The following is a 21753-nucleotide window of genomic DNA, read 5'->3' on the forward strand; positions in this document are numbered from 1 at the left end:
TGAGTGCAATTTTACGTGTGTTCCGAATATACAGTATAGCAGATACTTAGAAATTTATGGATGAAACTACATATTGAAAGTGGTGAAATACTATGAATGACGAAAGAATTGGTATCAAAACACCAGAATTCGTAACTCTTCAGTTTCAGCTCGCAGGACTCGGTAGCAGAAGCGCGGCATTTATTATTGATCAACTAATTTTAATGGTTGTTAATATTTCAGTTCTCATTGTTTTGGCCATTCTTTTTACGAGAGATATAGATTTTTTCGCCTTTGCGGGAATGGACTCGCTTATATTAGGCCTTGCAATTCTTGGTCTTTTTATCGTCAACACAGGGTATTTTGTGATTATGGAGTACTTTTCGGGTGGGAAAACTATTGGTAAAAGAATTCTCGGGATTCGAGCAATCCAAGAAAATGGACATAGCTTAACACTACTATCAAGCTTTATCCGCAATTTTCTTAGAGTTATTGACTCTTTACCTGCTGGATATTTTTTGGGGATTGTGCTCGTTTTCTTTCATTCGAAACATAAAAGAATTGGAGATTTAGTTGCAGGAACGATTGTTGTACATGAACGACAAACAAAAAGACAAAACAAACAAACTCCTATTGAAAAAGAAATTGCTAGGAAGGGACTCGCAAAAGAGGATCTTGTTATTGAAGAATGGGTTTTAAGGTCAATTGGACAAAAAGATTGGAAACTTATTGAGACGTATAGTAATCGACTCACTCAATTGTCCGAAAACGAACGCTCTGAGCTTACGAAAAAAGTAGCAAATCTCTTACTTCCGAAATTTGGATTAGAAGTCTCAGGAAAAAGCAATTTAGAATTAGAAAATACGCTACTTGTTCTTTACTTAATTTTGAGTGAAGAATGGGCATATGAACTTTGATTTCAGCTATATTGTAGCCAATGAAATGTACCACTCGTGACATGTTTTTCACCACCAGGTGAGATAGAGTGTAACAGTGAGTGACAATACCTAACCACTTCATACCTTCAGGATAATCAATGTTAATAAATATACTTTTCAGAAATGTAAAATGCTAAACTTGCTCTATAATCTCGACTAATTCTTAATAAAGTCTTTATGCCGCAAACGGGCTAAACGATTGAGTTAAGAGTAATTGGAGAGGATCAGACGAAATGGATTTGTGGTAGATGATTAAAGAGCGTTCTGCATTCTTATCATTTTTTCTTATCATAATTTTACTGAGTGTTTTCCTGTTGGTAGCTACTTGGAAAAATCGTACCAACATACCTCAAAGTTTATCCGCAATTATAACTTTAATTTCTACAATTTTTATCGTTGCATCTTTGATAGCAATGATATTTATAATATCATTTGGCTATAACTCTTGAATTGAAATTGTTAAGCTAATGGTGGTAGTTGCGGAAAATGAACTGTTCCTGAAAAGGGCCATTTTGTTGTATGGCGTAAGATGAAATGGAGGTTAATCGTGCTTAAGATTATAAACTTTACTCTAGCAATAGTTGTAATCACATTATCGGGTTATAGCCTAATCACTAAAGACTTTTCGCTAATGTCTTACATGATGTTTGCATTGGGGTTGTTCATGCTTGTTATAGGAATTTCTGAGTTCCAAAGAAAGCAAAAGACGAATGCAATAATGAGTATAATTGCTTCTACATTTATTTTTTTCGTTTCAATCTATACTTTTTGACTTTTACCACAAATGGGAGCTGAATGAGGAATAACCTAAGCCATAAAGTTCTTACTTTATTTCATTGCTGCTGCGAGGATAAGTTGAGTTAAAAAAGAGAGGGGCAGATGCCTCCTCTTTTGATGTATAGTACTCAAGTTTAATTTTAGTCGTTAGTACAATTGAATAAGTTTACATTGTATAAGTAGGTATACAAACACCATGCAAGGTATTGGTACATAAAGTTTCGTCCTTGTCCTCCTGGGAAGTAATGAAAAGTGAAAACACCGAATCTGTAGACTGATAGCAGATTCGGTGTTTCTTCGTGTTCTAAAAAAGCTGCCTTTGTTAGACACAACTCCAGAACAACTCAGATTACTGTTCGAGTTGGTGAAGCACAGGTGGTAAGTATTCTTATTCATCTTCTAGCAGTTCAACTAATTTACCTTCGACTACTTTCAATACAGGCATTTTAAAGGCTGATCTCATAAATTCAAAGGACTCTTCCAATTCCTCGACTATATCATCAACTAATAGATTATGGCTTTCCCCCATGCGTAAGGATTGTTATTCTCGTCATAATGGACTTCGTGTATTTCGAAGTAGGGCTCGTCAAACGAATTGGTTAACTTCAATATTCTATAATTCCATTACTTTCTTAACTCATTCTTTTTAAAACATTAAGTATTATCAATTTTAGCCGGGGTGTCTGATTAAAAAACATTGTTCCATACGACCGCGTGTCGTCTGAATTGAAATGAGTCTATAAAATAAGCTGCCAAGTTAAAAATAGGTGTTTAAACATTCATGAAAGTTTCTTGCACAGACACCTAATACTTGTTATTCAACGTGCCCATAGAAAATAGATTGAAGATAGTTGGGCTCTCTTACTTCATCGTTGATTGCATGAGCAAAAAAAGAGGATAGGTTAGTGAAATAGTGAAAGCCTGCAAGAAGGAGTAAGTACATTTATCTCCTCGTTTTTCAATATTATTGTATGTTAAAAAAATACAATAATTAGGCGGGATGGCTGAAAATGAGACAAGAATTAATGTACGCTTAATCCATTACGCAAGAAGATGACAAGAACGTATGGCATCCCCGTAATAATAATGTGGTTCACTTCGCTGCTTATTGCGTTAAAATCTATTCCGAAAGAATGGTGTTTTCTTCAAAGTGATACACAGAGGGATGGCAATCAGCAAACCGACTGCGCTTTGAATAAGGTCACCTGGTATGGATGCCAGTGGTGCCGCCCAGTTGTTGTACATGATGGCTTGTCCGATGTAGTAAACGGCGAGCATGACGGGTGTGGAGGCGACGGCTGCGAGGATGTTGAGTTTGCTATTCTCTCCCCGGTGGCCATTCGACCATGCAATTTTCCCCACGATATAGCCTTGCAGAGCCCTCGCGATGATAGTCGTGGGCGCCCAGATGATCCAGCCGCCGAAGATATCGAATAAGCCCATGCCGATCGCTCCGGCAAGCGCTCCCTTTTTCGGGCCGAAAAGAATCGCGGCGGTGAACAGTGCGCCTGTGCCTAAATGGATGAGGCCACCTTGTCCAATCGGAAGCTTGATGTTAATGAAGACAGTGGACACTAATACGATGGTCGACAAAATGGCTGTCAGAACCAAATCCATAGTTTTTGTACGTAACTGAGTCGCTGCTTGTTGTTGTACCGTTTGCATACGGACATTCATCTCCTTGCTTTATAGAATGTTGATACTTTTTAGTTTACTGAATAGCTGACCATTGAAACAGTGCCAGTTTTATTAAATTGTTAGAGGTCAGTTATGAGTGGAAGAGATGGAGATTCTATATATTCTTGCTTTCCCTTTCTTATGGTACGATGGAAGAAGTGCAAGTACTGAAGAGTTAGGGGGGAGTTCTATTGAAAAAAGTTGCGATCATCCAAGATATGTCTTCATTTGGAAAGTGCTCGCTCACAGCAGCTATTCCGGTATTATCTGTCATGGGGGTACAGGCAGTCCCTCTGCCGACTGCCATTTTGACGTCTCAGACAGAATACCCCAGCTATTTTTGTGAAGATTTAACATCGAGGATGACTCATTTTACAGACGAGTGGAGCAAGATGGGCGTTGCATTTGATGGTATACATACAGGTTTCGTGACAGGAAAAGAGCAAATTGAAAATATCTTTTCTTTTTTACATACCTTCTACAAGGAAGAGACAATGCTTCTCGTGGACCCGGTCATGGGCGACAGGGGACAGCTATATGATGTGTTTACTAGAGAGTTGATTGGTTATATGAAGGAGCTGGTGAAGCGGGCAGATGTCATTACACCGAACGTGACAGAATGCTGTTTACTGACAGGTCTGTCGTATGACAAACTGCAAATGTACCAGACGAGTGAGGATTATGTTGCCGCCATTGAGGAGGCTGGCCGGCAGCTGCAGTCAGAAACGAACGCCAAGGTTATCATTACCGGTTTGAATCCGCCGGCCCTTTCAGAAACAAGATTTGTCGGCAATATGTATATGGATGACTCCCGCTCGTATCACAGTCTTCAAGAATATAACGGTAAGAGTTATTCCGGAACGGGTGATTTATTTGCCTCTGTCCTGATGGGCGGTATGATGCGTGGTCAAAATCCGGTAGAGATCTTGCAGCTCGCAGAAAAGTTTTTATCTGCCGCGATCCAGTCGACCTCAGAAGAGCGTATTCCAACAGTTGCCGGTGTAAACTTTGAATCTTATTTGCGGATGCTACTTTAACTTTTCCTCTTATAATGATGATTGTGTGAAAAAAAGTAGGTGCCTGTGCGCGGAACAATCATGAATGTTTAAACAAACATGAAAGTTTCTTGCACAGGCACCTAACACTTTCACAACAACGGTTGGAATTGTTTCGCAATCCCTGTCGTTATTGTGTCAGCCATTTCAAGGGCTTGCTTTTCTATTATATTAAATACAGCAATACTTGATTCAAAATCATTTTGTAGCATAAATACTGCTTCCTGTTTGGTAAGAGCTAGATGCTCAAACCACATTTTTTGGAATTCATCTCTTGAAATAAAAGGATTGATTGTATTTAGGAATTTGGCAACATCTTCCCCATTCTCGTACCATTTTCTCTCTAAGGCTGTTACTTCTTTCTGATTTCCAACTTTTGCTGCTTTGACAAGTTCGGCAGCAATTATCAGGTGCTCCCTTATTAAATTGCTGTACATGTCGGCTATTTTATTTCCATAGAAAGGTTTTAGTAAATCCCCCATATCTGTAGCATTTTGGAGCAGACGTTTTGTAGTAGAATTGACATCAGGTAAACTAAAAACCAAGCTTATGATCGTCATTCTCGTCCAGTATACATGTTGCTCCCAAACTAAACGCATAGAACTTTTTAAACTACCTTTCTGTTTCCTATCATGAAGGGGGGTTCCCCATCCCTCATGACATTGTTGACTATGATTACACTTACAAGTCTCCCCACATTGGCAATAAGGATTTAAACAAGCCAAGTTTGAACAATTACGTTGGTAATAAGGGGAATATCTCTGTTCATTTTGCCACACCTTTCATCCCTCCAAAAAAAATTAATATGAACTAATAATCATCATCGTGTGTAATACAATTGGTGGTTGTGAATGATTCTCGGAAGTTTGAAAAAAACTTCACGTAAAGAGTGGAGATATGAGGCTATATAAATTCTAACGGTTTCGATTAGTAAGGTTATGGTATATGTAAAATATTCGGTAGAAAAAATTTACATATTTCCTCTAGCCTTTCTAAAATCCTATTCAAAAAAGAGAAGAAGATCCTCCCCGCCTTTTTTCCTTTGTTTTATAGTTGCGAAAAGGTGGGTTTGATCAACTACCACGAAAAAGAATTACTAATTAAAAAAACTAAAAAGGTTTTATACAGAAAACCGATTGGGTACCTTTTTACTTATTTTTGTTATGTGATTGCTCATTTCAAAGCACTTGAAGTTAATGTGATTTTATTCAAGTAGATCGAGATCATAACCACATATGGAATATGCAGGGCGGAACGATTAGAGGAGCAACAGGTATACGACTATTGAACAAGAAAAAGAGTTTATTAAAAAGTATTATAAAACCAAGGAGTAACGTTAGATAATTGACGTTGCTTTTTTATTTGTGCAGTTGTCTATAAGTATATGTCAACGGGTAATTAGATGTTCAGAGTCATCTAAATGACAGGACTCTACATGAGTGATCAATAAAAAACAGCCCGAAGAACAATTAGAAAACATATCGTTCAAATAGATCTATAAATGCCCCTAAGCGTTCTCTATGGTCCAACATCTTTAGTGTTGGTTTTCAGTGAGATGATTTTTGCTTGTAAAATTTCTTGAATTAATGCCCATGATTTATGAAGATGCCTGCACAAACTCGGACGGTATTATAAAATGAATTAAATTTGTAATGTGCAGTGGCAGGGGGCTCATTCTTCACCCCCTTATTTCCGGAGAGATTTTAAAGAGACACCTAACACTAATATCACATGTATTTTGTGACAAATGAATGTGTATTTTTTATTCATCATGTTTGTTTGAGTGCCAGCATCTACGTGTGTAAACCTTAAGTATTGACGTACATTATATTTAAGGATACATTTGGATTATATGAGTATGTGTTCATATAAGCACTAATTGTTTTTCGGCTATGATACGGGTACGAGATACTTGTGCCACGTATATTATTGTTTTTTGGAGGTGAATGATTAATTGAGTGAAGAAAACAAAGACGAGAAGTCACTTGTTGAAGATATTCAACAGCTAGACGAAGAAACGTTATTTGTAGTATCACAAACATTCAAGGCGCTGGGTGATCCAACAAGAATTCGTATTTTAAACCTATTATGTAAGAAGGAACACTCCGTGAATGATATTGCAAATAATTTAAAGTTGAGCCAATCGACTGTATCTCACCAATTGCGTTTCTTAAAAAATTTAAGATTAGTCAAATTTAGAAGAGAGGGGACAACGTTGTATTACTCAGAAGACGACCATCACATTATGAATTTATTAATGCAAGCGATTGATCACGCCAAGCATAATTAGGTGGATTCCTGGTATCCCTCATTAGTAGGGGGTGAAGTCCCCTTTTAATGAGAGATTCGTTTTAAAATAAAATAACTTAGGAGGAATATATATGGGGCATGACCACGGACACGATCACACACATGGTGCAAATAAAAAAGTATTATTAATCTCGTTTTTTATGATTGCGAGTTATATGTTAGTAGAAGCGATAGGGGGCTACTTAACAAACAGTCTTGCCCTTATAGCAGATGCGGGGCATATGCTAAGTGATACGATTTCACTAGGGGTTGCATTACTTGCATTCAAATTTGGAGAAAAGTTAGCGAGTAAAAGTAAGACGTTTGGCTATAAGCGTTTTGAGATTTTAGTAGCCTTATTTAATGGGGTGACGCTAATCGTAATTGCTTTATTTATATTCTATGAAGCAGTCCAGCGTTTTGCAAATCCACCTGAAGTTGCCACTACAGGAATGCTGATTATCAGTAGTATTGGCCTAGCTGTGAATGTGCTTGTTGCGTGGATTATGATGCGTGGTGGGGATGTTGAAGAGAACTTAAATATGCGGGGGGCATATCTGCATGTCATTAGTGATATGCTGGGTTCTGTTGGTGCCATTGTTGCTGCACTACTGATAATGTTCTTAGGGTGGGGCTGGGCAGATCCCTTAGCGAGTGTTATCGTAGCTGGACTTGTTTTACGAAGTGGTTACTACGTCGCGAAAGCAGGACTTCATGTACTTATGGAAGGTACACCGCAAAATGTTGATATGGACGATGTGATTCAAACAATTCAAAAAACAAAAGGCGTTAAAAGTGTTCATGATTTACACGTTTGGTCGATTACAAGTGGTTTAAATGCACTTTCCTGTCATGTAGTCGTTGATGATAAAATGGCAGTTGCAGAAGGAGAGAAAATGCTACGTGTAATCGAACATGAACTTGAGCATAAGAGCATTCATCATATTACAGTTCAATTGGAAACATCTGCGCATAAGCACGACAATTCGATTTTATGTAATATGAAAACTGCAGAACCCGGTCCTCACGACCATCACCATCATTAATTTAAAAATAGCGGATTGAGACTGACTATGTGAAGCGTTTGAAAAATGAAATTGAAAGCATTATGAAATATTTTACATACTATAGAGGGGTATGGTATAGTCTTGTCTGGAGGGGAGGCTTGTTATCGGTAACGAGTCCAATTAACAGATGAAGAAGACGTTACTGAAGTGATTTTGTGGACGAATTGTTGTTCTTAAATGAATGATTGAGAAGGATTTATATTATTACGATGTAATAAAAGGTTAAGAAATAGTAGATGATACTATTAATGAACTTAGTTTGAAAAGTCAAAGTCAAAGACGGAAACGAATGACATTAGGCATCTATTTTTTATCTATATAATACCCCCTGGTTGTATTATATTGTAAAACGAACAAAATAAAAAATGGATTTCGATAAATAGATGAAAGGTGATGACTTATGAAGGAAGTTCAATTTGAGCTTTACACGAGACCGACTTGTTCAGATTGCCAAGAAGCAAAAGCGTTTCTAGCAAAAAACAATATACCCTACATCAGCTATGATTTGTCCAAAGATCCAGAGAAAGAACTAGAGCTCATCAAAATAGCTGGGTCAAGAATTGTACCAGCTTTTGTATTTAAAAATAAATCAATGCTAGGCTTGTTGAATAAACCAAAAGTTATCATTGGTTTTGAACAAAATTTCAATGAGATAAAAAATATATTGAAGATATGATGGATACTTATGAAGGCTTTCCCACAGTATCAATCAAGGTTGCAGAGGATTCATTCAATGGTGACCATCTCAATTCAACGTCTATTTTGTATTGAAAACTTATTAATTGACCTACTGAAAAAAAGTTGTTAGCATAGGGGGGCGGGGTATTCATGGACAATAAGGAGTGAGACATTTGTCAGAATCATCAAAGACTACAGTACAGCCAAATAAGCAACAGCTTCTTAACAGACTAAAACGTATAGAAGGGCAAGTAAGAGGCGTGCACCAGATGGTTGAGAATGATCGTTATTGTGTAGATATTTTACATCAAATTAGCGCGATTCAGTCGGCTATGAACAAGGTTTCTTTAGCCTTGTTAGAAGATCATACCCATCACTGTGTAGTGAGTGCCATTAAAGGTCAGAATGGTGATGCGGCCATTAAAGAATTAATGGACGTTATGAAAACAATGACGAAGTAAAAATGCACTCGATTTGACATACCTAACAGGGGTATAGTAAATTAAAGATAATAAAAAAACAGGAGGAGATTATTTTGAAAGAAATTATAAAAGTAGAAGGAATGTCTTGTAATCATTGTGTTAACTCAATCGAATCGAGTGTAGGGGAACTTGCAGGTGTTTCAACAGTTAAAGTCGATCTTGGGAATAATGAAGTAACTGTAGAATTTGATAATGAGAACACCTTTGCACAAATCAAAGAAACGATTGAAGAGCAGGGTTACGATATCGCTTAACGAATAGATAGTAGGCTGTCTGCTACACCGTATAGGGGTATATAGTAGTAGAAACGATTATACTTTATAGTATGATCCTTCTTTTTCAAAAAAATATACCCCTATACAGTATTGGAGGGGAAACAAATGGCAACTGAAGAAAAAACGTTACAAATTACGGGCATGACTTGTGCCGCATGTGCGAATCGCATTGAAAAAGGACTCTCAAAAATAGAGGGAGTTGAGAAAGCAAACGTCAACTTTGCTTTGGAACGCTCAACGATCGTCTATGACCCAGCTAAGACGAATGTTAATGAATTTAAGGCAAGAGTTGAAAAACTTGGTTACGGTGTCGTTCAAGAAAAAGTAGCTTTTGACATTTCAGGTATGACCTGTGCGGCATGTGCGACGAAAATTGAAAAACGAATTAGTAAGATGGATGGTGTCTCCAAAGCAAGTGTTAACTTTGCCCTTGAAACGATTGCGGTCGAATATGATAGTAAAAAAGTTGAAACAACCGAAATGATTACAGCGGTTAAGAAAATGGGCTATGAATTAATCCCTGAACAAGCTAGTAAAGACAAAATGGACCACAAGGAACAGGAAATCAAAAAACAAGAAAAAAAGTTCATCCTTTCATTGATTTTAACGATTCCATTACTATGGACGATGGTGGCACACTTTGAGTTTTTATCATTTATATACATGCCCCATATTCTAATGAACCCGTGGGTGCAGCTTGCATTTGCGACACCTGTTCAATTTATCGTTGGCGCTCAGTTTTATAAAGGTGCGTTTAATTCACTACGTAATAAGAGTGCCAACATGGACGTATTGGTAGCACTCGGTACAAGTGCGGCATACTTCTATAGCCTTTATTTATCCATTGAATGGATGAGTAATGGAAAAGTTGGAAGCCCTGAGTTATATTTTGAGGCCTCCGCTGTCATCCTTACATTAATCGTACTTGGTAAGTTATTTGAAGTTCGTGCAAAAGGAAAAACGAGTCAGGCGATTCAAAAGTTGTTAGGCTTACAAGCTAAAACTGCAAGAGTTCTAAGAGCCGGAGTTGAAATGGAACTACCGATTGAAGAAGTTATCGCGGGTGATACAGTTCTTGTGAAGCCGGGTGAAAAGATACCGGTGGATGGCGAAATTATTGAGGGACGTTCGGCCATCGACGAATCGATGGTTACAGGTGAAAGTATTCCAGTTGATAAGGTTGCGGGTGATAAGGTCATCGGTGCGACAATCAACAAGAATGGGTCATTGCAAATCAAAGCGACAAAAGTTGGGAAAGATACAGCATTAGCACAAATTGTAAAAGTGGTGGAGGAAGCGCAAGGATCGAAAGCTGACATCCAACGTTTAGCAGACAGAATTTCAGGTATCTTTGTACCGGTTGTTGTCGTTATTGCGGTTGCATCATTCCTAATATGGTTTTTCATTGTAACACCAGGCGATTTCCGTTCGGCATTGATTCCAACAATTTCGATTCTAGTTATTGCGTGTCCATGTGCGTTAGGTTTAGCAACGCCGACATCGATTATGGCCGGTTCAGGTAGAGCGGCTGAAATGGGCTTGCTATTTAAAGGCGGAGAACATTTGGAAAATACCCGTTCAATTGACACTGTCGTGTTGGATAAAACGGGAACAGTGACAAAAGGTCAACCTGCATTGACAGATATTTCAGTGACAGCAGGCTTTACAGAAGATGAAGTGCTGCAATTAGTGGCAACTGCTGAAAATCAATCCGAACATCCTTTGGCACAAGCAATTGTATTGGGCGTGAAAGAAAAAGGGCTGTCATTGCTTGACGTGACTGATTTTGAAGCGTTACCGGGCTATGGTATCCGAGCGCAGGTTAGTGGAAGAGAAGTGTTAGTAGGTACGAGAAAATTGATGAACGAGTATAAGGTTGCTATTTTAGACTCGAATACTGCTATGGAAAAGCTTGAAAGTGAAGGTAAAACAGCGATGCTGATTGCTGTTGATCATAACCTTGCGGGTGTCGTCGCAGTAGCGGATACAGTGAAGGAAACGTCAAAAGAGGCCATTGCTAGAATGCAGGCATTGGGTCTAGAAGTCATCATGCTGACAGGAGATAACCAACGAACTGCGGAAGCAATTGCTCGTCAAGTCGGACTTTCTCGTGTCATTGCAGAAGTGTTACCAGAACAAAAAAGTGAAGAGATAAAAAAATTGCAAGACCAAGGTAAGAAAGTGGCAATGGTTGGGGACGGTATTAATGATGCCCCGGCACTTGCAATGGCGAATATCGGAATGGCTGTTGGAACAGGTTCCGACATTGCAATTGAGACAGCAGATATTACACTGATGCGTGGAGACCTAAATAGTGTAGCTGATGCGATTATTATGAGTCGTAAAACGATGCGTAATATAAAGCAAAACCTATTTTTCGCATTTTTCTACAACACAATCGGAATCCCTATTGCAGCACTAGGTTTATTAGCACCATGGGTTGCGGGGGCGGCGATGGCATTTAGTTCGGTGTCTGTTGTGTTGAATGCGTTACGTCTTCAGAAAGTGAATTTAAAACATTAACGTAAAAAGAATAACAAAAAGAGCTTATTCCTTCTAAGTAAGAATAGGCTCTCAGACTGTAGACAAAAGGGATGGAAATCGACTTGATTTCCATCCCTTTTGTCTATTGGCATCGTTGATTCTGGAAAATATGGGTACCAGGACGTTTATCTCCGTTCCGAACGGCGCTTTCCGAGGGCTTGCCCTCAGCCTCCTCGTCGCTTCGAAAGCAAAGATGTGCTCCCAACGTTGCACTTATGCTCGCAAAAGCCGTTCTTCGTTACGGCTTTTTCTGTGGGGTCTTCGAAAACATGTGCTCCTAACGCTTCGCTTTTACTCGCAAAAGCTGTTCTTCGTGACAGCTTTCGCTGATCCTCAGGAGTCGCGGTCCTGCACTTCAATTAACTGAATGTCCCAGGACACATTCACATCATTCAGACAAACAATTCAATTTTGGACTACAAGTCGAGTTGGCAAGACTAACTTGGATCTACGTCAATATCTTGGACACAAAAAAGTTAAGTACGTATTAGAACCGCATCCATTCATGGAATGTCCTGTAACCAACGAAACCAGTCAATTGAAAGACCGCACTTGACAGCTTTCGCTGGATACAGGAAATACACCCCCTGGATGTCGTCATGAAAAAATGTGTAGGTAGGGTAAATCGGGTAGCCAAATTTACTCTTCTAATCAAGCAGCTTTTTTACGGCATAAATCTTTTTAATTGTTGTGGTGCTAAATAATTGATTGGCCAATATGAATCCGTTTTCGGTTGTACCACGATTCAATGTAGTGAAAAAGGGCAAAACGTAATGTTTCAAAGTCGATATTAGTAGTTTGATACACTTCTTCTTTTCTCAATATCGCATGAACTGACTCAATGCGGGCATAATGAAATAGGTGCGAGGAACAATCATGAATCTTTAAACAAACATGAAAGTTTCTTGCACAGGCACCTAATACTTAGAAGGCTCCTAATCCGTTCTTAAAAATAGTTACGTATTAGTTAGTTAAAATAGTTATCTGTTTTTATTGAGTATCTTCGTCGTTTTTGTACTCCAAAATATCTCCAGGCTGACATTCTAAAGCCTTACAAATCGACTCTAAAGTTGATAATCGAATCGCTTTTGCCTTTCCATTTTTCAATATAGAAAGGTTAGCCATTGTTATTCCAACACTCTCCGAAAGTGCTGTTACGCTCATTTTTCTTTTAGCTAGCATCACATCAATATTAATAATAATCGCCATGTTATTCACCTCAGACCGTCAAATCATTTTCTGATTTTATATTAATCGCTTCTTGAAGAAGCCTTTGAAGGATAGCAGCAAAAACGGCGATAACCAATGAAGCGAAAATTACGATGAATCCCATTATTCCAATGGGAGGGTCAACTTTCTTCGCTATAAAATGAAAGAGTGGCAAACCTAGTACATACAAACAACTGATTGTAATCGCACAAAATTTTATGTTCTTTAACGTGTTTACAGATGATTCTGAGAAGGCTGTGTTCTTGTCAATGTACCGTAAAAGATTGAAAGCCTGATAGAGGGCAAAGTAAAAGGGCACAGCCGCTCCATACATCACGATGAAAACGAGATATTTCATTGGGACAATATTTGGATACAATTTTGCTGCGAAACTCGCCATATGAGGTACTAAAAATATACATAAAGCAAGAACCGGTAGTCCTATAATAAAAACAGCTATTTTTAAAAACAATGTTGTGACTTCTCTCAAAATAGACACCTCACATTTTGACTTCATTTATTAAAAGGAGATTTTTAATGGGCTTTTGAAGAACAGTTACAAAAGTTGCAACAGTAATTGTTGCAAAAATACCCATTAGACTTAGGGAAATAGGACCTGCTGGGTCATCTCCTGTAATTTTAGCAAGTACCTTTAAGTTTACTATTCCTAAAAAAATAAAGAAAATGACTGTAAAAGCACACTTTTTTATAACTTCCAAAGATTTAAGAGATGATTCAGAAAAAGCATTGTTTTTTTCGATGTAGGTTAGTAGTTTAAATGCTTGATACAAAGCAACTGAAAACGTAATACAGAATCCATATGCACATACTAAAAAAGGGATTAGGAAATAAGCCGTATCTGGGTGTACTTTTGCATCACTAATGGCTATCCCAGGCAAACAAATACATATAGCAGTTATTGTAATTCCAGCCAGAAAAATAATTACCTTTAAGAAAGTGATTGAACCTTGTTTAACATTCATTTAAAACACCTCACATATTTAATGACAACATGATCTTAACAAATTATTTATCGATTTACAATAAATTAGTATTGTTCCTCGTTGAATTATTATCGTTTTAAAAACTGCTTTCGAATTTGGGCGAAAATAAAAAAGCATTTTTGATTAAAACAGGAATTTAAAATGCGATTTATTTTAGTCTAGATAATTGAGTTGACCTTTTTTTATTCTAGAATCGAGTGCGATTGTTGATTACGCATTCGGACCATAACATGTCGTAAAAACAACTGATATTAGGTGTTTTTTAAATACTCTAAAATGGGTTATTATGGTACGATGGAAGAAATACCGTTATTAAACTATCGGGCCATTATGCGGAATAAGGAGGGGATTAAAATACTTCTTTTTAAGCCAATTGATATACAAAAGCATCGTGACATAGTAATAAAATTTAGAAGGGATTCTTTTAAAGTGAGTTTCGGTGACAGTACGGGCTTTGGTGAAGATGAAGACTATCTTCACTGGCTAAGGAACAAAACCTGTAATCATCCGAAAGGTTTTGTTTTAATTGAGGAAGACGGTAAGGTGATAGGGCAACTTGAATTGTCTGTTAAAGAATTTCAAGGCAAAAGGATTGGCTATGTAAATCTGTATTATCTGATACCAGAAGAACGGGGGCTAGGTAAGGGCAAGGAATTACACAATTATGCCAAACAGTTCTTCAAGGATAATTTTGTTCAAGAATACCACCTGAGAGTGTCGCCTACTAATACAGCAGCAATTGGATTTTATCGAAATAATGGAATGGTTGAGGTTGGGCCAGAAGCTGATGGTAAGGTGATTAGGATGAAAGGAGAATTATATAATCCCTTTGTTATTTAAAACGAGGTTTTTTCCATAAAAGGGCGCAATTCAGGAACAAGGATTTGCTCTCGTTAAGCAATAGGGCCATTATGCAGAGTTTTTGAAGGGGAGGATTTTATGGACGGAGAAGTGAAGAAAAAGGGCGTCCAAGAAATTGATGGCATTCATATTATGATTATTCTAGTCATTGTCAGTGTAACTAGCCTCTTGCATCTATCAGACAATATTCAGTGGTTTTTACTAGTAGGATACGCTTTAGTTATGATCTTTTTACAGAAAAAAGTGAATCTAAAACGTTCTCTAGGTTTTATTGCAATTGGTTTTGGGCTTGTATTATTAAAAATGATTTACATGAAATTAAATATCTGAGAATTAAAATCTGAGTATTCTTAACTCGATATCGGGCGCAATAAATGAATAAGGGTTGTGCTTTAAACGAGCCAAAATGTGCGGTATTAATAGGGAGTTGCTTTACTTGAAGAGACCTTTTAGTACATGGTCAATTGTTTTTATAGTTTTTGGATTATTGGCATTCGCGGTCAATTGGATGGCAACTGAAATAATTAAGACTGTTGTTTTAGCGGGATATATCTTTTTAGTACTTGGTATTTTCTTAAGTTTTATCGCTTTTTTCAAAAGGGAAAATGGTGTAATGAAAATAATATCATTTGTGACCTTTTTCATTATTTTACTTTGGCTTGTATTAATTGAGCCATTTATGTTTGTCTATATATTAACTTGGTTAAAAATCATCTTATAGCAATCGGGCTCAATTCTGGCATAAGGTTTGTGCGGCAATCGGTCAATTTTGAAGCACTATGATAATTTAATAAAAAGGATTGATTAGAATGATGATTTTAGTACCTTTTCTAGTGGCTGTTATATCAGGAAGTATTGTATTGTTGATCACTTGGGGCTTAATCAAAAAGAATTTTTCTCTACCAATAAGAAATATCCCAGGAATCGTAACAGTTATAGCAGCTAATGTTTTATTTTACATTGGCTTTGTCATGGTTAGAGGATTTGAAGGGGTAGCCTATTTGTTTCTGGCTTTCTTTTTAGTCGGTTTTGCAGTCGTTTCATTTTTAATGGCAATCGTTATGGAAAAAAAGTTAGTTGGAACAAAATAGGGAACGACTCACACCTTCCTCGTTTAACGGGGGCGTTTACCGAACAAGGTTGTTCAAGAATAGGGCCATTTTGAATAACAATCGGAGGCCATCCATTTTAAGTTCAAAACCACTATTAAATAACAAGTATTGATTCTATCTGGAGGAGATTTTTTGAAAACGAGGCATCATTCTTGGAAAAGTTATGTTTTTTGAATGTTAGCGTAATAGTTACGATACTTATGTTTTTATTAGATCCAATTGGAGTAGCTACAAAAGAAAAGCTGACAGGGCTTATAATTCTTCTTATATTGGTAGGAAACGTCGTGTCTGTCTTAATGGGTATTTTAACATTTACATCCAAGTACGAACGGAAATTGATTCCTAGTATAGCTGCCATATTCACTTTCTGTAATGTAGGTGTGATGATTTTCTTTTTCTGGTTTGGTGCAAACTTTGCGTGAGTAAAAAAATATTCTTCAAACGGTGGCGATTGTGGGATAAGGATCATGCCGCAATAAGGCAAGTTAAAAAAAGTAGTAGAGAGAAGTGAGTACTTATGGTTGAAAGTAAAATTGAATACTATGAGAATGAGTCACAGCAATTTAAACCTATACAACATTTTAATTCACGTATAAAGGAAATGGAGAATGAATCGAAATATGGAGCGGAAGTTGCTTCAAAGTGGACTGAAATTGTCAACCTGCCCCTTAAAGATGAAATGTATCCAGTAGTCCATCCCATTGGTCAGGAGACGTTCTCCTTATATGCGGAATTTCCGACAGGAGTGTTTGAGTACGCTTTAGATATAGATGGTGCCACTTCACTTATAAAAGAAAAGAGTATCAAGCCGATAACTTTTGAACCTTCAAAAATTATAGCTTCTGTTGAAGAAGGTAATATAAATACAAATACAGGTAACATAAAAATAAATCATAAGAATCCTGTAATGGTACTTCAGAGTAAATTTCTGACGGACGATAAACCTTATTGTATCAATGGAAACCACAGAATATTTGAAGCTTATCGAAATAATGAAGAACAAATTGAAGTGTTTGTATTCAAAGATCTTGAATTCACTCCATTTTTTTACGATGTTTTGAGTAAAGCTATCTATTTCTTAGAAATGGATTACAACAATGTAATTAAAAATGTGAGAAATTTCCCAAAAGATAATCATACCGCGTATGCATATTTTTTATGATATATGGTGTTAGCTTGTGTCAGAATAGGGGCGCTAACCGAACAGGTTGTTCAAGAATAGAACCAGATTGTTTAACATCCAAGTTAATATCTAGGGGGAGTAGTTAAATGAAAAATAGCATAGAAGTATCATTGGAAAACAACGAAGAGTTTTCAACATTCTTAAATACTAAGATAAGGGAATTCAATAATGAACATTCAATCCATCATAAAAATGCAAGAAAAAAAGAATCAGTACAGCCAATAAATATCATCGTAACTAATGATGAAGGCAGATGGATTGGTGGAATTACTGCGGAAGTCTATTGGAATTGGCTTGAAGTCAATGACTTTTGGTTTGATAAAAATTTTCGTGGTAATGGGTTAGGCGATTCGTTATTGAGTACAACAGAAGAAATAGCTCTAGAAAAAGGAGCAACGAAGGTAATGTTAACGACGTTTGAATTCCAAGCTCGATCATTCTATGAATCACACGGTTATAAAGTTGTTGGAGAAGTGAAAGATTATCCTCCTGGAAGCAGTTATTACACGATGGTGAAGTCACTGCACCCAGAAAAGGAATAATCAATATGCCAGAATAGGGCGCGATTGCAGGATAAAGGAATTGTACGAATTCATCGAGAGAACCATTTCATTTAATTATTACTTAAATTACATAGTCGTTAAATGATAGTGAAGAAGAATATGCTGGAATAATGATAAAAAGGTGATAGCAAAATGACTATATTTCCAGAAGAAAACGACTTTCTTTCATTGTTTGAATGTGAACCAATGCTATTAGATAGCACTTCGAAAAACTTGCCATTTTATTATAATGAAGCAACATATCGATTTTCTAATGGTGAGGAAGACTTTATTGTTACAATTTCTCCCTCATATGGTGAAGTGAAAATACAAGTAACTCAACGTTCTTCAAACAGATTTTTATCACTTTTGAACCTAAAAAGAGTTGATAAATTTGAAATTACAGTAGATAAGAAAGACCATTCAAGTGTGTTATTAACAGTTGTTAATGACGACTCTCAACAAATGATTGAAGTTGATTTTAAGCCTTACTTTAAACAGATTTTTAAAGAACATTTTACTTTTTAAGGACAACTCATTCATATTCACCATTCGGGTGCAATATCGGCATAGAGGTGTTCTAGAATTGGGCCATTATCTAACAACCAAGTTGTTGCTTTGCACTCTAGACGGAACGCTTTCCGAGGGGCGTGGCTTGAGCCTCAATCGTGCACCCTGTGGGTCTCAAGACGCACGCTGATCCCTTCGGAGTCCTCCGTCTTCCGTTCCAAGCAACGCAGAGTAGGATTTATAAAGGATACATTCAAGAAACTGGCCAAAGAGGTGAATATTATGGGGAAATTAAAGTCTTTTATAATAGGGTTTTCTATACCGCTCTGTGCATTAGGAGTAATTATTGCAAAGGTAATTTTTGCAGTTAAAAGACAGGAAAAATTATTATTCCAATACGACTTTTATTTATTCTGCTTAATATTTATCATATCTATAATCTTCTCGATTAAGCGAAAGAAAACCAATGATATCTCTAGCGGTAGTTCTTATTAAATTAAAAACAATCGGGGGCGATTGTTGATTACGCATTCGGACCATAACATGTCGTAAAAACACCTGATATTAGGTGTTTTTTAAATACTCTAAATTGGTTTATTATGGTACTATGGAAGAAATACTGTTATTCAACTATCGGGCAATTTGGTTGAATTAAAGTTAAATGTAACTTTTATCTAAATACTACGTATGTATTAAAAAGAAGGGAGGGATATAAATGTGGATTTTCTGGGGTTTCTTCGTGGCTGTGATTGTAGGTGCCTATCTCGTGGATTTATTGACTGGACGAAAACGCAATTTTGAAGAACAGGAAAAGTCATTGAATCAGAACTCAGCAGAAAGCGATGCTTTACGGGAAGTGGGACGGATTGACCAAAACACTAGTCCTTTTTAATACTTCAACCATCGGGGGGTGATTGTTGAATATGTATTACTGAAGTCAACATACTAATTGTTGGCTTTTTTATGTCGCATCCGGACGATAAGGTTACTGACGGTCTTTTTAATGACGCACCCGGACCGTAATATGCAGTACCGAGACTATAAAAGTGATGTTCCGTTACATAGATGGTTATGGTATGAGTGTTTGTTTGCCTGTGAGACTAACAATCATAAATGTTTAAACAAACACGAAATTTTCATGTACAGAGACTTTCTCCTTGTACTTTATGTTTAGATTTTTACAGACTACTCTACTAGTCATCCGGATTGATGGGTTGGCGGTAAAGCAAACAGAGTAGTAAGATTATGAGAAATAGGAACTGAACCTTAAAATATGTTAGCAAACCAAGAGACTAGGGGGGGATATCTGGATGACGATTTTTACGAGAATCAAGGATAAATGTAAAGCTGTCATTGGAGGTTCGCCGAAGACTTGCTACTTCTGCAAGCGCAAGACTGCGGACATGCGAGCGTACCGAGACGCTCAGAACAGACAGATAAGTGTTTGTCCACTTTGCACCGAGTATGCCAATCGGCGGGCATTTCGTAAGTGAACATGGACAGTTCTGTATGTCAATACGGAAAGGGATGCCTCCTCTAATAAAAACCTTGCCTTTCCAGCAGTTAGCTAAGGAACACCGACAAGGTACAGCAGTAGAAAAAGAAGTCAAACAGAGCATGATGAAAGGCAACATCGTATCTGCTATTGGGATAATCTTGAAAGTGCTGATTCCTTTGTTTTTCTCACATCATCTTTGTAATCGGTGTTAGGATGTCAAAGACTCAAAAATGAAAGTAGGATTGACCGTGAAAAAAGTTATTTAGGTGCAGTGCTACTAGCAGCTATCATATTTATTTCTGTTCTGGTTTTTGATATGAGCGATGATACGAATCCTGATTCCGAGAAAACGTTCGAAAAATAGACTCTCTCAGGACCAGGCGAGATATCCGACTATACAGAACCGGCAGCTTTGACTGAACACCAAGTGGCAATAAATGCTTTTTATGTGAAGATCACTTACCGAAAAAAGTGATGTGAGGCTAATGAAAAGAACAACGGGCAAACACATCATCGTTGACATTACTGACAAAGAAACCGGTGAGTCGATTGGACAAGAGAAAGAAAAGTTGGTGTTTAGGGTAGTTCCGAAGAAAGAGGGGAAGTTGCGCCTGCAGATAGTAGTGGATATTGATCCTGATAGTTGGGTTATTAGTAAAGTCGTAGAAACAAAAGCAGTGTATGACCTGTAGCCAGAGAATGTTGAAACTGAAGTGATCGATACCAGTTCAAGGTCGGGGAATTTCCAGCCGAGAACGTTGAAGTCCTGGCGATTCATAATCTGATGTGGGGAAGGGAAAGTCAAGACTTGTACGAAGGCTATGAAATTGGCGTCATTGAAAAATGAAGGTTCAGTAGAATAGGTGCGTTTTTTAAGGACGAACTCAAATCTTTTTTTTAGATAGGAATTTTAGCAAGTTTTATCTAGTAAGCTTACATAGGATCAATTGTAGACAGAAGATAGACGAGCAGTATTAAGTAATTGCTTAAAAAGATTTACTTAATAATAGGGGGTGCTGCGTGTTAAATTTGAATCCAGATCAATTTATTTTGAAACCTGTATTTGCTACGATTCATTGTGAACCAACCTGGCAATGGAAAAAACGAGATAAAACCTTCCCTAATTATGGTGTATTTTATGTTTGGAGCGGGGAAGGAACATTGCTACTGAATGGTAAGCTGTATGATGTACAAAAAGGACACTGTTTTCTATTTAAACATGGAGAAGTCATATCAGCTACGCATACACCCCAATCCCCCCTAGTAATAACTTATATTCATTTTGATGTGACTGAAACACCACAAATAATCCCCACCGCCCATCGGGTATTTGCAAATCCGGTCAACCTTGAATCGCTCTTAACTCGATACGTTCGTTTGTTATTAGAGAAGCCATTTGGAATGGAAATCGAGGCAAAGCTCATTTTAAAGCAACTCATGATTCACCTATTGCGAGAAGCTGAAGAACAGGTAGAGCAAAGGAATGTTGCGAGTGATAGCTTGCTGGAAATTGTCCGGGGAATGGCCAACTATATACAGCAGCATCCCGGGGAACAACATTCGATAGAAAGTTTAGCAGCTCGTGCCCACCTTTCTCCAAGATATTTTTCTCGGATGTTTAAACAGATCATGGGCCATACAGTTAAAACCTATATTGTTCGTTCGCGAATTGAACGGGCGGAACATTTGCTTCGATATGCAGGGTTGACAGTGACAGAGACTGCGTGTGTCCTTGGCTATAGCGATGTCCATTTTTTTAGCAGACAATTTAAAAAGTACACAGGAAAAAATCCTTCTGAAATTCGTTGAACACGCCGGGCTCTCATGCCTGGCTATTTTTATTGTCACTTTTCAGTACTACCAAAAAGTTCAAATATTTAATCGGTTGGTCTAAATCAAATTCACCTTATTATTGATAGTATACAAGTAGAAAATGAATTTAAGCTGTCGAAGAGATTCCAAATTCAAAACATATACACAGTAAACAAAAGGCCTGTAAGATCCTTAGTTTGAGCAAGATGCTTGCAGACTGCGTAATTGGTAAAAATAATCTTACTCCAATTTTATCTGTAG

At 37.4% G+C, this 21753-nt stretch carries 27 protein-coding genes; 21 read left to right on the forward strand and 6 right to left on the reverse strand.

Annotated elements, in window-relative coordinates; translation table 11 throughout:
- Positions 1–92: 92 nt before the first annotated feature.
- Complete coding sequence (locus N693_RS0102995) at positions 93–896, forward strand: RDD family protein (protein ID WP_025783299.1); 804 nt, start codon at positions 93–95, stop codon at positions 894–896.
- A gap of 664 nt (positions 897–1560) precedes the next feature.
- The gene (locus N693_RS20510) at positions 1561–1689 is read left to right on the forward strand and encodes a DUF3953 domain-containing protein (RefSeq protein WP_256378125.1); all 129 of its coding nucleotides are present in this window, start codon (positions 1561–1563) and stop codon (positions 1687–1689) included.
- Between the two features lie 1118 nt (positions 1690–2807).
- On the opposite strand, the gene N693_RS0103010 is transcribed toward N693_RS20510, so the two are convergent.
- Positions 2808–3359: an ECF transporter S component gene (locus N693_RS0103010; protein WP_025783300.1), complete on the reverse strand. Its 552-nt coding sequence runs from the start codon at positions 3357–3359 to the stop codon at positions 2808–2810.
- A 203-nt stretch (positions 3360–3562) separates the two neighbouring features.
- Between N693_RS0103010 and N693_RS0103015 the strand changes: the two genes are divergently transcribed.
- A complete protein-coding gene (locus N693_RS0103015) occupies positions 3563–4408 on the forward strand; it encodes a pyridoxamine kinase (protein ID WP_025783301.1) in 846 nt (281 codons plus the stop codon).
- A gap of 110 nt (positions 4409–4518) precedes the next feature.
- On the opposite strand, the gene N693_RS0103020 is transcribed toward N693_RS0103015, so the two are convergent.
- Entirely contained in the window at positions 4519–5205 is a 687-nt protein-coding gene (locus tag N693_RS0103020) for a hypothetical protein (RefSeq protein WP_025783302.1), read from the reverse strand.
- Positions 5206–5668: 463 nt separating this feature from the next.
- On the opposite strand from N693_RS0103020, the gene N693_RS20785 reads away from it, so the two are divergent.
- The 7 genes from N693_RS20785 (at position 5669) to N693_RS0103050 (ending at position 11740) form a co-directional block, all read left to right on the forward strand.
- Entirely contained in the window at positions 5669–5770 is a 102-nt protein-coding gene (locus N693_RS20785; RefSeq protein WP_371257544.1) for a hypothetical protein, read from the forward strand.
- 610 nt (positions 5771–6380) lie between these two features.
- Positions 6381–6716 (forward strand): metalloregulator ArsR/SmtB family transcription factor, encoded by a 336-nt coding sequence (locus tag N693_RS0103025; RefSeq protein ID WP_025783303.1) that lies wholly within the window; start codon positions 6381–6383, stop codon positions 6714–6716.
- 91 nt (positions 6717–6807) lie between these two features.
- Complete coding sequence (locus N693_RS0103030; RefSeq protein ID WP_025783304.1) at positions 6808–7761, forward strand: cation diffusion facilitator family transporter; 954 nt, start codon at positions 6808–6810, stop codon at positions 7759–7761.
- A 421-nt stretch (positions 7762–8182) separates the two neighbouring features.
- Positions 8183–8458, forward strand: coding sequence for a glutaredoxin family protein (locus N693_RS0103035; protein WP_025783305.1), 276 nt, complete (start codon positions 8183–8185; stop codon positions 8456–8458).
- A 175-nt stretch (positions 8459–8633) separates the two neighbouring features.
- The gene (locus N693_RS0103040; protein WP_025783306.1) at positions 8634–8921 is read left to right on the forward strand and encodes a metal-sensitive transcriptional regulator; all 288 of its coding nucleotides are present in this window, start codon (positions 8634–8636) and stop codon (positions 8919–8921) included.
- A gap of 74 nt (positions 8922–8995) precedes the next feature.
- Positions 8996–9196, forward strand: coding sequence for a copper chaperone CopZ (copZ, locus tag N693_RS0103045; protein WP_081760029.1), 201 nt, complete (start codon positions 8996–8998; stop codon positions 9194–9196).
- A gap of 126 nt (positions 9197–9322) precedes the next feature.
- Positions 9323–11740, forward strand: coding sequence for a heavy metal translocating P-type ATPase (locus tag N693_RS0103050; protein ID WP_025783308.1), 2418 nt, complete (start codon positions 9323–9325; stop codon positions 11738–11740).
- 717 nt (positions 11741–12457) lie between these two features.
- Here N693_RS0103050 and N693_RS20360 read toward each other — a convergent pair.
- The 4 genes from N693_RS20360 to N693_RS0103065 all read right to left on the reverse strand — a co-directional run bounded on the left by N693_RS20360 (position 12458) and on the right by N693_RS0103065 (position 13953).
- Complete coding sequence (locus N693_RS20360) at positions 12458–12643, reverse strand: IS3 family transposase (protein WP_081760031.1); 186 nt, start codon at positions 12641–12643, stop codon at positions 12458–12460.
- Between the two features lie 108 nt (positions 12644–12751).
- A complete protein-coding gene (locus tag N693_RS0103055; RefSeq protein ID WP_025783309.1) occupies positions 12752–12970 on the reverse strand; it encodes a helix-turn-helix transcriptional regulator in 219 nt (72 codons plus the stop codon).
- A gap of 10 nt (positions 12971–12980) precedes the next feature.
- Positions 12981–13487, reverse strand: a complete 507-nt coding sequence (locus N693_RS0103060) for a DUF2975 domain-containing protein (protein WP_081760034.1) — start codon at positions 13485–13487, stop codon at positions 12981–12983.
- Entirely contained in the window at positions 13471–13953 is a 483-nt protein-coding gene (locus N693_RS0103065; protein ID WP_025783311.1) for a DUF2975 domain-containing protein, read from the reverse strand. The genes N693_RS0103060 and N693_RS0103065 overlap by 17 nt, the downstream gene beginning before the upstream one ends.
- Positions 13954–14268: 315 nt before the next feature.
- On the opposite strand from N693_RS0103065, the gene N693_RS0103070 reads away from it, so the two are divergent.
- The 11 genes from N693_RS0103070 (at position 14269) to N693_RS0103130 (ending at position 21489) form a co-directional block, all read left to right on the forward strand.
- Positions 14269–14814: a GNAT family N-acetyltransferase gene (locus N693_RS0103070; RefSeq protein ID WP_253271149.1), complete on the forward strand. Its 546-nt coding sequence runs from the start codon at positions 14269–14271 to the stop codon at positions 14812–14814.
- Between the two features lie 99 nt (positions 14815–14913).
- On the forward strand, positions 14914–15165 hold the full coding sequence (locus N693_RS0103075; RefSeq protein WP_025783313.1) for a hypothetical protein: 252 nt from the start codon (positions 14914–14916) through the stop codon (positions 15163–15165).
- Positions 15166–15271: 106 nt separating this feature from the next.
- Entirely contained in the window at positions 15272–15556 is a 285-nt protein-coding gene (locus tag N693_RS0103080) for a hypothetical protein (RefSeq protein ID WP_025783314.1), read from the forward strand.
- Between the two features lie 88 nt (positions 15557–15644).
- Positions 15645–15926: a hypothetical protein gene (locus N693_RS0103085; protein WP_025783315.1), complete on the forward strand. Its 282-nt coding sequence runs from the start codon at positions 15645–15647 to the stop codon at positions 15924–15926.
- A 173-nt stretch (positions 15927–16099) separates the two neighbouring features.
- Positions 16100–16369, forward strand: a complete 270-nt coding sequence (locus tag N693_RS0103090; RefSeq protein ID WP_025783316.1) for a hypothetical protein — start codon at positions 16100–16102, stop codon at positions 16367–16369.
- A gap of 95 nt (positions 16370–16464) precedes the next feature.
- Positions 16465–17109 carry a hypothetical protein gene (locus N693_RS0103095; RefSeq protein WP_025783317.1) on the forward strand — a complete coding sequence of 215 codons (645 nt, stop codon included), beginning with the start codon at positions 16465–16467 and terminating at the stop codon, positions 17107–17109.
- A 107-nt stretch (positions 17110–17216) separates the two neighbouring features.
- Positions 17217–17672 (forward strand): N-acetyltransferase, encoded by a 456-nt coding sequence (locus tag N693_RS0103100; RefSeq protein WP_025783318.1) that lies wholly within the window; start codon positions 17217–17219, stop codon positions 17670–17672.
- Positions 17673–17825: 153 nt separating this feature from the next.
- Entirely contained in the window at positions 17826–18200 is a 375-nt protein-coding gene (locus N693_RS0103105; RefSeq protein ID WP_025783319.1) for a hypothetical protein, read from the forward strand.
- A gap of 697 nt (positions 18201–18897) precedes the next feature.
- The gene (locus tag N693_RS20130) at positions 18898–19074 is read left to right on the forward strand and encodes a hypothetical protein (RefSeq protein WP_156028856.1); all 177 of its coding nucleotides are present in this window, start codon (positions 18898–18900) and stop codon (positions 19072–19074) included.
- A 1091-nt stretch (positions 19075–20165) separates the two neighbouring features.
- Positions 20166–20372 (forward strand): hypothetical protein, encoded by a 207-nt coding sequence (locus tag N693_RS0103125; RefSeq protein WP_025783322.1) that lies wholly within the window; start codon positions 20166–20168, stop codon positions 20370–20372.
- 328 nt (positions 20373–20700) lie between these two features.
- Entirely contained in the window at positions 20701–21489 is a 789-nt protein-coding gene (locus N693_RS0103130; RefSeq protein ID WP_025783323.1) for an AraC family transcriptional regulator, read from the forward strand.
- The last annotated feature ends 264 nt before the right edge of the window (positions 21490–21753 follow it).

This window comes from Sporosarcina sp. D27, assembly GCF_000586555.1.
In the GTDB taxonomy this organism is placed as follows: Bacteria; Bacillota; Bacilli; order Bacillales_A; family Planococcaceae; genus Sporosarcina.